Raw genomic sequence first — 12,855 nt, forward strand, 5'->3', positions numbered from 1 at the left:
ATCCACGGATACGGCACGGCTTGAGCTGGCCTCTCAACCCGGTCTCCTCCCGGCGTGCGACTGGCGCCTAATAGGGGCGCACGCGCCTACGGATCAGAAGGTTGCAGGTTCGAATCCTGCCGAGTGCACAGCAGGTGAGAGGCCCCGGACATCGCGTCCGGGGCCTCTTGCGTTGGGTCGTGGTCGTACAGCAGCGAAGTACGGCAACGCGGTGCCGCCACATCATCAGGACCTCGCGCCGCTCGTTGACCACGGCAGCCAACGCCAGGTGCCGGAGCTTGACGACGTGGTGCTCCCAGCGGTTCCCGTCCGGCGTCTCGACGTCGGTGAGCCACAGGTTCACCCGGCTGTTCTCGTAGATCGGACGTTCCCGTGGATCTTCCACTGCATCGCTGCGGCCCCTCCCGATCGGCTTCCAGAGTCTCAGACCAAGCCAAGAGGAGACGTACGTGCAAGTCGTTTGGCGTCAACTGGGCGCGGTGGACGCGCAGTTGCACTGCTGCGCACGAGGAGTGAGCCGCATCTAAGTGATGGTTTCTGGCCCGGGCGATAACGTGGCGCCATGGATGAACCCCGGATCAGGCTCTACGGCTCGGCGGACGAAGTCACCATCGCGGCCAATGCTGCCGGGTTGAGGGAACTTGCCGAGCGACTCCTGGGACTTGCGGATCCCGAACTTCGGGACGGCTACCACCAGCACCTTGATGCGGGTATCAACCTTGAAGAGGGGTCCATCAACCTGATTCTGGAGCGCGACGACAAGGTTTGGTGACGACGCGCCCCGCGAGGGTCGGACCGTGCGGCGACAGGGGTGGGCGCGTGCGGACTACTGGTCCGCCTTCCAGTCCGTGTCCAGGGTTGCGGCGTGGACGGTCGCGACGATCAGGGTGATGGTGAGGACGCCCCACACCCAGTTCTTGGGGTTGCCGAAGATCGAGCCCCCGAAGGCGGAGCCATAGACGAGTGCTCCGTAGATGGCCGGCATGGCCATCGTGACGAGGCGCTTCTTGGCGGCGATGAAGAACAGCGGCGGCGCCAGCAGGCCGGCTGACAGCACGACCGCGGCGATCCAGATCACCTTGTGCTGCTTGCTTCCGAGGTTGCTGTCCGGCGCCCATTCCTGTCCGCTCCCGCTTCGCGAGAGCGGCTGGGTTGTCAGTAGGGGGCGGTAGCTTCGAGGGGTGGCTGGGTTGTGGCGGTGTGTTGGGGTTCGGTGGGGGGCCGACGGGCCCGGGCTGCGGTGGGAAGGGGGGCGGGTCAGTGCGCTCGGCTACGGGCGGGATGTGGCGTTCCGGGCCGTCGGGGTGCGGAGCTGTGTGGGGGCGCGGGGGAATCCCTGTCCGGTGACGGCGCCGGTGCCGGGGCGGGGTACGCAGGCGCGGTGCGCTGAATGTGCTCGGCTCGATCGGGCGCACTCCGTGGCCGCCGACACCTACGTCGATGACCCGCGCACCTATCGCGTCTACCTCGCCTGGTTCGGGAGCGGGATGGTCAAGGTCGGGATCACCGCGGAGGAGCGCGGGTCGGCCCGGCTGCTCGAACAGGGGGCGGTGGCGTTCGGCTGGCTCGGGCGCGGGCCCCTGATGGCGGCCCGCCGCTGCGAAGAGCTGCTCCGGGCTGCCCTCGCGGTGCCGGACCGGATTCCCTACGCGGCAAAACGTGCGGTACGGGCCCGGCTTCCCGGGGTGGCCGAGCGCGCGGCCGAGGTCGCCGCCCTGCACGCGCGGGCGGTCGCCCTGCCCGGCTGGCCCGAGTCATTGCAGCGGCTGGAGTGCCAAGTCGTCGACCACGCAGGGGAGTTCGGGCTCGACGGGCTTCCGCCCGCCTCGGGGGTGGTCACCGAGCTCGTGGACCAGGGCGTGGTGAGCGGTCGGCTCGTCGCCGCTGCGGGGCCCGACCTCCACCTGGAGGCCGGGGGCGGGCGCGGTGTCCTGGTGCTGGACGCGCGGCTCATGAGCGGGTGGGATCTCGCGGCGGTCGGTCCCAGTGAGGCGGAGGGTGTGACCGTGCCGGTTCGGGATGTTCCCAAGGAGGGTGGGGTCCAGGATTTGTTGTTTTGAGGGGATCTGCGCGGGTTGCGGGTTGCGGGTTGAGGTTTGTGGGTTGTGGGTTGTCCTGCGGGGCCCGTTCGGCTGGGCGCCCGTTCGGCCGGGCGGCCGTTCGGCAGGGCTGCTGGGTCGTCGGAATGGGAGTGTGCCGCGTTCCAGGTTCCCGTGATCGCTGGACAGGGTTCGCGGGGCGGCCGAGGGTGGGGGCATGAGTGATCGGGTGGGGTGGCGGGGATCGGTCGGTGACTCGGCGTCGGCCGGAAGCGCGGCATTGAGCGGCGGCGACGACGAGGTGCTGGGCAGCGGCAGCGGCAGCGGCGGCGGCAGCGGTGGGGTTCTGGGCGGCGGCCACGCGTCAAGGACCGGCCACGCGTCAGGGACCGGCCGCCCCGCGTCGCCCGGTCACCCCGCAGCGCCCGGCCACTCCGCGTCCCCCGGCCGCCCCGCATCGGTAGGCCACCCCGAATCGGCCCGCTCCAGCGGCGCCGGCGCCCACCCCGCATCGCCCACCCACCCCGCATCCCCCGGCCGCGTCGAGCCTGGTGAGGGGGGCCGGGTTCGGGGGTTCTGGGGGCGGATCGGGGTGCCTGGGGGCATTGATGTCCATACGCACTTCATGCCCCGGCGCGTGCTCGACAAGGTGTGGCGGTATTTCGACTCCGCGGGGGAGTTGGTGGGCGGGGTCGAGTGGCCCATCACCTATCGGGAGGAGGAGGCCGAGCGGGTGCGGCTGTTGCGGGAGGAGTTGGGGGTGCTCGCCTTCACCTCGATGATCTACCCGCACAAGCCCGGGATGGCTGCCTGGCTCAACGGGTGGAGTGCCGGGTTCGCCGCGCGGACGGACGGGTGTCTGCACACCTCCACTCTCTTTCCCGAGCCGGGGGCCGCCGCCTATGTGCGGGATGCCCTCGAAGCGGGGGCCCGGGTGTTCAAGTCCCATGTGCAGGTGGGGAGTTACGATCCTGGCGACCCGCTCCTCGACCCCGTATGGGGGCTGCTCGCCGAGGCGGGCGTGCCTGTGGTGATGCACTGCGGGTCCGGGCCCGCGCCGGGGAAGTACACGGGGCCGGGGCCGGTCGGGCGGGTGCTCGCGCGCCACCCCCGGCTGCGGCTGATCGTCGCGCACATGGGGATGCCGGAGTACGCCGACTTCCTCGACCTCGCCGAGGCGTACGACTCCGTCATGCTCGACACGACCATGGCCTTCACCGACTTCAGTGAGCGCCTCGCGCCGTTCCCCGCCGACGAGCTCGGCCGGTTGCGCGACCTAGGGGATCGGGTGCTGTTCGGTTCGGACTTTCCCAACCTCCCCTATCCCTACCTCCATCAGCTGGAGTCGCTGGAGCGGCTCGGGCTCGGGGACGCGTGGCTGCGGGCCGTCTGTCACGACAACGCGGCCCGTCTCTTCGGGCCGGTCCCCGGGCGGCCTCCGGGTGATTAGGCCCGCTCCGCGCCGGGCGGCCTCCGGGTGAGTAGATCCGTCCCGCGCCGGGCGGCCCCGCGTCCGTCCGGCCCATACGGCTGCCGTACCGCCGTACCGCCCCATCGTCGCCGCACTTTCTCAGGGAAATCACAGGATCGGCCAAGGCTGTTCTCACGGCCCCCTCACAGGGTGGGCGCATGACCGTTACCTCCTCGCCCCAGGGGCGGACCGAAATGCTCAGGCCGGACGGCAGTCCCGTCCGGGTGCTCGTCGTGGACGACGAGGCGCCGCTCAGCGAGCTGCTCTCCATGGCGCTGCGCTACGAGGGCTGGGAAGTGCGCAGCGCCGGTGACGGGGCCGGGGCGGTGCGCGACGCCCGGGCCTTCCGGCCCGACGCCGTGATCCTGGACATCATGCTGCCCGACATGGACGGCCTCGCCGTGCTCGGCCGGCTGCGTCGCGAGCTCCCCGACGTGCCGGTGCTCTTCCTCACCGCCAAGGACTCCGTCGAGGACCGGATCGCCGGGCTCACGGCGGGCGGCGACGACTACGTCACCAAGCCGTTCAGCCTGGAGGAGGTCGTGGCCCGGCTGCGTGGTCTCATCCGCCGCTCGGGCACGGCGGCGCTGCGCAGCGAGTCCGTCCTGACCGTCGGCGACCTCACCCTCGACGAGGACAGTCACGACGTGACCCGGGGCGGGGTCAACATCCATCTCACCGCGACCGAGTTCGAGCTGCTCCGCTTCCTGATGCGCAACCCGCGCCGGGTGCTCAGCAAGGCGCAGATCCTCGACCGGGTGTGGTCGTACGACTTCGGCGGACAGGCCAATGTCGTCGAGCTGTACATCTCCTACCTGCGGCGGAAGATCGACGCCGGGCGCTCCCCGATGATCCACACCCGGCGCGGCGCGGGATATCTGATCAAGCCCGGGGAGTAGGACCGCGTGGGCAGGCTCCGGGGGCCCTGGTCGCTCCGTACCCGGCTCGTCGTGTCGGCGGTGGCGCTGCTCGCGGTGGTGGGGGCCGTCATCGGCACCGTGACCGTGCTCGCGATGGGCGCCAACCTCCAGAGCCAGCTCGACGCCCAACTGCGCGGCGCCCTCGTGCCGGGCCGGATGGTCGGCCACGAGTCGCCGGGCTCGGGTCCGCCGACCGGCGCCCCGGCCGGCGGGACCGGCGACACCACCACCGGCACGGGTGCGGACCCCGGTACGGGCAAAGCCGCCGACCCCGGTACGGGCAAAGCCGCCGACCCCGGTACCGGCAAAGCCACCCCCGGCACCAGTACCGGCAGAAGCGCCGGGCGGATCGACTTCGTCGTGTCGCGGCCCGGGCAGCCGCTGCACGCGGTGGCGGCCGGCGCGGGCGCCGACGGACGGGTCGCGGGTGCGCAGGCCGTCCGGCCCGAGCGCCAGGGCGAGGCCCGCAGCGCCGCGCTGACCGCGGCGCAGACCCGGGCCCTCGCCGCCGTGCCCAAGGACGGCCGGGTGCACTCCGTGGCGCTGCCCGGCCTCGGCGACTACCGGGCCGTGTGGGACCGCGAGAACGACTTCGTGCTCGGCTTCCCCACGACCGCCGTCGACTCGACCGTCAACACCCTTGTGGTCGTGGTCATTTGCGTGACCGCCGCGGGGCTCGTCGCCGCTGGGATCGCGGGCGCGGCCATCGTCGGGGTGGCCCTGCGGCCGCTGCGCCGGGTCGCGTCGACGGCCACCCGGGTCTCCGAACTCCCCCTGCACAGCGGCGAGGTGGCCCTGCATGAGCGGGTTCCGGCGGCCGAGGCGGACGCCAGGACCGAGGTCGGCCAGGTGGGTGCCGCGCTCAACCGGATGCTGGACCACGTCCACGAGGCGCTCAGCGCGCGCCAGGAGAGCGAGACGCGGGTGCGGCAGTTCGTCGCCGACGCCAGTCACGAACTCAGGACCCCGCTCGCCTCGATCCGCGGTTACGCCGAGCTGACCCGGCGCGGTCGCGAGGACGTCGGACCCGACACCCGGCACTCCCTCGGCCGCATCGAGTCGGAGGCGGCCCGGATGACCGGCCTGGTCCAGGATCTGCTGCTGCTCGCCCGGCTCGATGCCGGACGCCCGCTCTCGTACGAGAGCACTGATCTCTCCGCACTCGTGGTGGACGCGGTCGGGGACGCGCACGCCGCCGGGCAGGGCCACTGCTGGCGGCTCGAACTGCCCCAGGAACCCGTCGCCGTGCACGGGGACGCGGAGCGGCTCCAGCAGGTGCTGGTCAATCTGCTCGCCAACGCCCGTACGCACACCCCGCCGGGGACGACCGTCACCGCCCGGGTCGAGGTGCGCGGGCCGGACGCCGTCGTCGTCGCGATCGAGGACACCGGGCCGGGGATCCCGTCCGCGCTGCTGCCGCACGTCTTCGAGCGGTTCGCGCGCGGGGACGCCTCCCGATCCCGCAACGCCGGATCCACCGGCCTCGGGCTCGCGATCGTGCAGGCCGTCGTCGTCGCGCACGGCGGCCGGGTGGAGGTACGGAGTCGGCCCGGGCGGACGGTGTTCACGGTGCACCTCCCCGGCGCACCCGGCCCCGGCATGCCCGGCCCCGCCACCCCGGCCCCCACCTCACAGGCTGAGCACAGGGCGACCACACAGGTGTGACAGGGGGGCTCGCGAGGGTCGGACGTATGCGAACCGAACCCTCTGCGGGCGCCACCGGCGCTACGGGCGCCGCGACCGCGCCCCGCGCGGCCGACCCGGCGCATCCCGCGCCCCATGTGGCGCCCCGCGCGGCTGACCTGCCGCATCCCCCGCCCCGCGCGGCCGACCCGACGCATCCGGCAACCCCGCCGTCAAACCCGCCGGCAACCCCGCCGGCAACCCCGCCGGCAACCCCGCCGGCAACCCCGCCGGCAACCCCGCCGGCAGCTCCGCCGGCAACCCCGCCGGCACCGCCGATGGCCCTGCCCGCCCGGCAGCACCTGCCCGTCCAGGCGGCCGACGTCCCCGTGCTCGATGTGGTGATCCCCGTCTACAACGAGGAGCGGGACCTTGAGCCGTGTGTGCGGCGGCTGCACGAGCACCTCGCGCGGACCTTCCCGTACGGCTTCCGGATCACCATCGCCGACAATGCCAGCACCGACTCAACTCCCCTGATATCAGCCGGACTTGAGGGCGCGTTGCCCGAGGTGCGGGCGTTCCGGCTGGAGGAGAAGGGGCGCGGGCGGGCCCTGCGGACCGTGTGGTCGGCCTCCGACGCGCCCGTGCTCGCGTACATGGACGTGGACCTGTCCACGGACCTCAACGCCCTGCTGCCGCTGGTCGCGCCGCTCATCTCGGGCCACTCGGACCTCGCCATCGGCTCGCGGCTCGCGCGGTCCTCGCGGGTGGTGCGCGGCGCCAAGCGGGAGTTCGTCTCGCGGACGTACAACCTGATCCTGCGCGGCTCGCTGGCGGCGCGGTTCTCCGACGCCCAGTGCGGGTTCAAGGCGATCCGGCGCGATGTGGCACAGCGGCTGCTGCCGATGGTCGAGGACACCGGGTGGTTCTTCGACACCGAGATGCTGGTGCTCGCCGAGCGGGCGGGGCTGAGGATCCACGAGGTGCCGGTGGACTGGGTCGACGATCCGGCGAGCACCGTGCACATCGTCAGCACGGCGGTGGACGACCTCAAGGGAGTGTGGCGCGTCGGGCGGGCGCTGGCGGTGGGGGCGCTGCCGCTGGACCGGCTCGCGCGGCCGTTCGGCGACGACCCCAGGGACCGGCAGCTCCCCGGAGTGCCGGGGGGTCTGGCCCGCCAGCTCGTCGGGTTCTGTGTCGTGGGCGCGCTCTCCACCCTCTTCTACCTCGTCCTGTACTCACTCGCGCGCACCGCCATGAGCCCTCAACTCGCCAACGCCGCCGCCCTGTTGGTGTCAGCGGTCGCCAACACCTCGGCCAACCGGAGGCTCACCTTCGGGGTGCGCGGCCGGGACCGGGCGGTGCGCCACCAGGCGCAGGGCCTCGCGGTGTTCGCGATCGGGCTCGCCCTGACGAGCGGCTCGCTCGCCGCCCTCGACGCCGCGCACGCGAGCGCCGCGCACTCCACCGAGGTGGCCGTCCTGGTCGCGGCGAACCTCGCGGCGACGGTCCTGCGCTTCCTGCTGTTCCGCGCCTGGGTCTTCCCCGACCGTGCGCCGGCCCCGGGCGAGGCGGCCTCCCCCGCCGCCCCGCCCGAGCCGTCCGCGCCCGCCACCGCCGCCACCATCGCGCCGGAGGCGGCGGCCTTCCACCACCCCCACCCGAAGGGCGACGCACGATGACCACGACCTCCTCCCCCCAGGCCGGTCCGCGCGAGGGGGCCGGGGCGGTCCGGCGCCGTCGGGGCGCCCCGAGCCGGTGGTGGCGTGGCCGGGCCGACGATCCGGCCTGGGCGCGGCCCGCGTTCCTCGCGCTGCTCGCCGCCACCTTCGCCGCGTACCTGACGAACCTCACCGCCTCCGGCTACGCCAACTCCTTCTACTCGGCGGCCGTTCAGGCGGGCAGCGAGAGCTGGAAGGCGTTCTTCTTCGGTTCGCTGGACGCCGCCAACGCGATCACCGTGGACAAGCCCCCGGCCGCGCTGTGGCCGATGGCCCTGTCCGTACGCCTCTTCGGGCTCGGCTCCTGGCAGATCCTGCTGCCCGAGGTGCTGATGGGCGTGGGCACGGTCGCCGTCCTGTACGCGGCGGTGCGGCGCCGGTTCAGTGCGGCGGCGGGGCTGATCTCCGGCGCGGTGCTGGCCCTGACGCCCGTCGCCGCGCTCATGTTCCGCTTCAACAACCCGGACGCGCTGCTCGCGTTCCTGATGACGGTCACCGTGTACTGCGTGCTGCGCGCCCTGGAAGGGGCCCGTACCCGGTGGCTGGTGTGGGCGGGGGTCGCGATCGGCTTCGCGTTCTTGACCAAGACGCTCCAGGCGTTCCTGATCCTGCCGCCGCTCGCGCTCCTGTACGCGGTGTGCGCGCCCACCTCGGTGCGGCGCAGGCTCGCTCAACTCGCTCTCGCCACAGGGGTGTTGGTGGTCTCCGGCGGGTGGTGGGTGGCGGCCGTGGAGCTGTGGCCGAAGTCGTCCCGCCCGTACATCGGAGGGTCGCAGCACAACTCGTTCCTGGAGCTCACCTTCGGCTACAACGGGCTGGGGCGGCTCAGCGGCGACGAGACGGGCAGCGTCGGTGGCGGGGGCGTCCGGCCACGCGGCATGGACCTCCCGGCGGGCGTGGAACTCCCGGCCGGGATGCGGGCGGGCGGCGCAGGCGGGGGCGGGGGTGGCTGGGGTGAGACCGGCATCGGCCGGATGTTCAACTCCGAGATCGGCGGCCAGATCTCGTGGCTGCTGCCCGCAGCCCTGTTCCTGCTGATCGCGGGCCTCGTCGTCACGTGGAGGGCCGGGCGCGCCGACACCGCGCGGGCCGCGTTCCTCGCCTGGGGCGGGGCGCTCCTGACGACCGGCGTGGTCTTCAGTTTCATGGCCGGGATCTTCCACCAGTACTACACGGTGGCCCTGGCGCCCTACATCGCGGCGCTCGTCGGCATGGGCGTCACGGTGCTGTGGGAGGAGCGGTCGCGGATCGGCGCGGCCCTCGCGCTCGGGGTGACGGTGGCGGGCACGGCCCTCTGGTCGTATGTGCTGCTCGGGCGCACCCCGGACCATCTGCCCTGGCTGCGGTGGGCGGTCCTGATCGGCGGCCTCGTGGCGGCGGTCGGCCTCGCGGTCATGGGCCGCCTGAACCGCCGGCTCGCCCTCGGTGTCGCGGGGTTCGGCCTCGCGGCCTCGCTGGCCGGGCCCGCCGCGTACGCGGTGAGCACCCTGGACACCGGGCACACCGGCTCGATCGTCACGGCCGGCCCGGCCGGGGCGGGCGGCGGCCCCGGGGGCGGTGGGCCCGGTGGCGGGCGGATGCGGTTCGGCGGGGCGCCGGGCGCGGGTCGGAACGGCGGGACCGGCCAGAACGGCGGGCTGCCGGGTGGCGGCGCCCTGGGCCGCCCGCCCACCGCACCCACCGCACCCACCGCACCCGGCCAGAACGGCCAGAACGGCCAGAACGGCCAGGGAGGGCGCGGCGGGATGGGCGGTCTGCTGGACGGTGCCAAGGTCGGCGCCGACGCCCAGGCGCTCCTGAAGAGGAACGCGGAGCACTACACCTGGGCCGCGGCCGCCATCGGCTCGCAGAACGCCGCGAGCTATCAACTCGCCACCGGGCAGCCCGTGATGGCGATCGGCGGCTTCAACGGCAGTGATCCCTCGCCGACCCTGGCCCAGTTCCAGCGGTACGTCGCCGAAGGCAGGATCCACTACTTCATCGCCAGTGGCGGCGGGATGACGGCGGGCGGCGGTCAGGGCGCTCAGGCCGGTGGCAGCTCCCTCAGTGGCTGGGTGGAGTCGTCGTTCAAGAAGGTGACGGTCGGTACGGCCACCTTCTACGACCTGACCTCACCGGTGAAGGCGGCGGACTGACGGCCCCACCCGCGGCGACGGTGCGGCGGTGGTCCGAGGCGCGAAGGCGTCCCGGCCGCCGCCGCGTCGGGTGCTCCGCGTCCCGTGGCCGATGGCGAAAGGAACGGCCGCGTAATTCACTTTACGGCGTAGAAGAACAGCCTTACGGTGTACAACGACACCTTCCCTTACGCCGTACAAGGAGCCAGGAGCCGCCATGACGGCCACGACAGCCGAGAACTCCACCACCCCCACCGGGCATCCGCAGCGCTGGTTGATCCTCGGCGTCATCTGCGTGGCCCAGCTCACGGTGCTGCTCGACAACACCGTCCTCAACGTCGCCATCCCCTCCCTCACCACCTCGCTCGGCGCGTCCACCGCCGACATCCAGTGGATGATCAACGCGTACTCGCTCGTCCAGTCGGGGCTGCTCCTCACCGCGGGCAGCGCGTCCGACCGCTACGGGCGCAAGAAGATGCTCGCGGCGGGGCTCGCCCTCTTCGGCATCGGTTCCCTGGCGGCCGGCCTCGCGCAGAACTCGGGGCAGCTCATCGCGGCGCGCGCGGGCATGGGCATCGGCGGGGCGCTCCTCATGACCACCACGCTCGCCGTCGTCGTGCAGATCTTCGACGACGAGTCCCGGATCAAGGCCATCGGCATCTGGGCCACCGTCAACTCCCTTGGTTTCGCGGCCGGTCCGCTCATCGGCGGGGTCATGCTCGACCACTTCTGGTGGGGCGCGATCTTCCTGGTGAACATCCCGGTGGCGGTGCTCGGTCTGATCGCCGTCGTCGTCCTCGTACCGGAGTCGAAGAACCCGCAGGGCGACCGGCCCGACCTGCTCGGGGCGCTGCTCTCCACGATCGGCATGACCGGGGTGGTCTACGCGATCATCTCCGGGCCGGGCCACGGCTGGCTCTCCGGCCATGTGCTGGTCTCCGCGGGCGTCGGCGCGGTCTTCCTCGCGGCCTTCGTACGCTGGGAGCTGTCCATCGAGCACCCCATGCTGGACATGCACTTCTTCCGCAACCAGAAGTTCATCGGCGCCGTCGCCGGATCGATCCTGGTCGCCTTCGGCATGGGCGGCTCGCTGTTCCTGCTCACCCAGCACCTCCAATTCGTCCTCGGATACGGCCCGTTGGAGGCGGGGGTGCGGACCGCGCCGCTCGCGCTCAGCGTCGTCGCGCTGAACATGACGGGCGTCGGGGCGAAGCTGGTCGCCAAGGTCGGCACCCCGCGCGCCATCGCGATCGGCATGACGGCGAACGCGGCCGGGCTCGCCTCGATCGCGCTGCTCGGTGGGCACAGCTACGGCGGCACGCTGCTCGGCCTGGTCGTCATGGGCGCGGGCATCGCGCTGTCCATGCCCGCCATGGCCAACGCCATCATGAGCGCGATCCCGCCGGAGAAGGCGGGGGTGGGCGCGGGCGTCAACGGCACGCTGGGCGAGTTCGGCAACGGGCTCGGCGTGGCGGTGCTCGGCGCGGTGCTGAACTCCCGGTTCGCGGCGCTCGTGCCGGTGGCCGCGGCCTCGCTGCCGGCGGCGCTCGGCGCCGCCCGGGACGACGCCGAGCGGGGCAGGATCGCCGACGCGTTCGCCTCCGGCCTGGAGACCAGCCAGCTCGTGGGCGCGGTCGCGGTCCTCGCGGGCGGGCTGCTCGCGGCGGTCCTGCTGCACCGCGCCGAACGATCGGCGCCCGCACCCGCCGGAGCGGCTCCCGCCGCATAGCATCGTCGGGGGTGGAAGCCCCGAATTCCGGACCGAATTCCGGACATGACCTGTGATGGGCCGGTTCTTGACGCCTTGACGGGTTACCAGAACCCAGGCCAAAGGAGGGCGGCGATGGTGTCGGCGGCGGACCGTTCGAAGGACGCGGCGCGTACCAGCGTGTGGCTCGGCAGCAAGGCGGGCCACCGGGTGCGCCGCACGGAGCCGGCCGAGGGCGGGCCCGCGCTCGACCGGGACCGGATCACCGCCGAGGCCGTACGGCTGCTCGACGCCGAGGGCGCCGCCAAGTTCTCCATGCGGCGCCTGGCGGGCGAGCTCGGCGTCACCGCGATGTCCCTGTACTGGTACGTCGACACCAAGGACGACCTCCTCGAACTCGCCCTCGACGCGGTGTTCGCGGAGGTCGCCCTGCCCGACGCGGCGGACGAGGCGGCCGACTGGCGCGATCAGCTCCGCGCGGTCGCCGTGGGCTATCGCGCGGCCTTCGTCCGCCACCCCTGGGCGTCCGCGCTGATCGGGCGCTACCTCAACATCGGGCCGCACTCCATGGCCTTCTCGCGCACCGCCCAGCGCATCATGGCGCGCACCGGGCTTCCGCCCCACGGGCAGATGGGCGGGCTCGCGGCGGTGTTCCAGTTCGTGTACGGGTTCGGCACGATCGAGGGCACGTTCGTGAAGCGGTGCGCGGATGCGGGGCTCACCCAGGACGAGTACTTCGCCTCGGCGATGGGGGCCTTGGTGGAGCGGCCGGAGTATCGGGAGCAGTTCGCGGATGCGGCGGAGTTGATGGCGGCGCGGGGTGGGGAGACGGTGGTGGACATGCGTCAGCGGGACTTCGACTTCGCGCTGTCCCTCCTGATCGCCGGCATCGAGGCCCTGACCCCACCCCCCGGGGCTCCACCCCAGCCCCCGCGCGCGCCTTGAGCCCGCTCGTCCTCAATCTCCCCCAAGGCCTTAAGGGCCAGGGGGGACCCCCATGACAGGCTGAGGCTGCTCGACGCGGGCCGGCACCGGCGCTGCCAGGGGCGCGGGGAACTGCGCGAGAAGCGACCACGGTCCGCAGCCGAAAGCGGGGTTGCCCGGGGCTCCGCCCCGGACCCCGTATCGCGCCTGAACGGCGCTCGTCCTCAATCGCCGGACAGGCTGAGGTTGCTCGACGCGGGCCAGCACCGGCGCTGCCAGGGGCGCGGGGAACTGCGCGAGAAGCGACCACGGCCCGCAGTCGAAAGCGGGGTTGC

At 72.8% G+C, this 12,855-nt stretch carries 10 protein-coding genes and 1 pseudogene; 9 read left to right on the plus strand and 2 right to left on the minus strand.

Annotation, left to right across the window (positions count from 1 at the left end; genetic code table 11):
* Nucleotides 1–208: 208 nt before the first annotated feature.
* Nucleotides 209–390 (minus strand): annotated as a pseudogene (locus tag N4G70_RS16720) (NUDIX hydrolase); the annotation flags it as partial.
* A 172-nt stretch (nucleotides 391–562) separates the two neighbouring features.
* Here N4G70_RS16720 and N4G70_RS16725 point away from each other — a divergent pair.
* Complete coding sequence (locus N4G70_RS16725) at nucleotides 563–772, plus strand: hypothetical protein (RefSeq protein WP_261713446.1); 210 nt, start codon at nucleotides 563–565, stop codon at nucleotides 770–772.
* Between the two features lie 54 nt (nucleotides 773–826).
* Here the strand turns inward: N4G70_RS16725 and N4G70_RS16730 are convergent, their stop codons facing one another.
* On the minus strand, nucleotides 827–1,078 hold the full coding sequence (locus tag N4G70_RS16730; RefSeq protein WP_261713447.1) for a hypothetical protein: 252 nt from the start codon (nucleotides 1,076–1,078) through the stop codon (nucleotides 827–829).
* Nucleotides 1,079–1,181: 103 nt separating this feature from the next.
* Between N4G70_RS16730 and N4G70_RS16735 the strand changes: the two genes are divergently transcribed.
* The 8 genes from N4G70_RS16735 (at nucleotide 1,182) to N4G70_RS16770 (ending at nucleotide 12,541) form a co-directional block, all read left to right on the plus strand.
* Entirely contained in the window at nucleotides 1,182–2,060 is an 879-nt protein-coding gene (locus N4G70_RS16735) for a DUF2797 domain-containing protein (protein ID WP_261713448.1), read from the plus strand.
* A 565-nt stretch (nucleotides 2,061–2,625) separates the two neighbouring features.
* Nucleotides 2,626–3,489, plus strand: coding sequence for an amidohydrolase family protein (locus N4G70_RS16740; protein ID WP_261713568.1), 864 nt, complete (start codon nucleotides 2,626–2,628; stop codon nucleotides 3,487–3,489).
* 179 nt (nucleotides 3,490–3,668) lie between these two features.
* On the plus strand, nucleotides 3,669–4,409 hold the full coding sequence (locus N4G70_RS16745) for a response regulator transcription factor (RefSeq protein ID WP_315904262.1): 741 nt from the start codon (nucleotides 3,669–3,671) through the stop codon (nucleotides 4,407–4,409).
* 114 nt (nucleotides 4,410–4,523) lie between these two features.
* Nucleotides 4,524–6,095 (plus strand): sensor histidine kinase, encoded by a 1,572-nt coding sequence (locus N4G70_RS16750; RefSeq protein WP_399035789.1) that lies wholly within the window; start codon nucleotides 4,524–4,526, stop codon nucleotides 6,093–6,095.
* A 296-nt stretch (nucleotides 6,096–6,391) separates the two neighbouring features.
* Complete coding sequence (locus N4G70_RS16755; protein ID WP_261713450.1) at nucleotides 6,392–7,735, plus strand: bifunctional glycosyltransferase family 2/GtrA family protein; 1,344 nt, start codon at nucleotides 6,392–6,394, stop codon at nucleotides 7,733–7,735.
* Nucleotides 7,732–9,909 carry a glycosyltransferase family 39 protein gene (locus N4G70_RS16760; RefSeq protein ID WP_261713451.1) on the plus strand — a complete coding sequence of 726 codons (2,178 nt, stop codon included), beginning with the start codon at nucleotides 7,732–7,734 and terminating at the stop codon, nucleotides 9,907–9,909. The genes N4G70_RS16755 and N4G70_RS16760 overlap by 4 nt, the downstream gene beginning before the upstream one ends.
* Before the next feature lie 196 nt (nucleotides 9,910–10,105).
* Nucleotides 10,106–11,617, plus strand: a complete 1,512-nt coding sequence (locus tag N4G70_RS16765) for an MFS transporter (protein WP_261713452.1) — start codon at nucleotides 10,106–10,108, stop codon at nucleotides 11,615–11,617.
* 114 nt (nucleotides 11,618–11,731) lie between these two features.
* A complete protein-coding gene (locus tag N4G70_RS16770; protein ID WP_261713453.1) occupies nucleotides 11,732–12,541 on the plus strand; it encodes a TetR/AcrR family transcriptional regulator in 810 nt (269 codons plus the stop codon).
* Nucleotides 12,542–12,855: the final 314 nt, after the last annotated feature.

This window comes from Streptomyces sp. ASQP_92 (assembly GCF_025399895.1).
GTDB lineage: Bacteria > Actinomycetota > Actinomycetes > Streptomycetales > Streptomycetaceae > Streptomyces.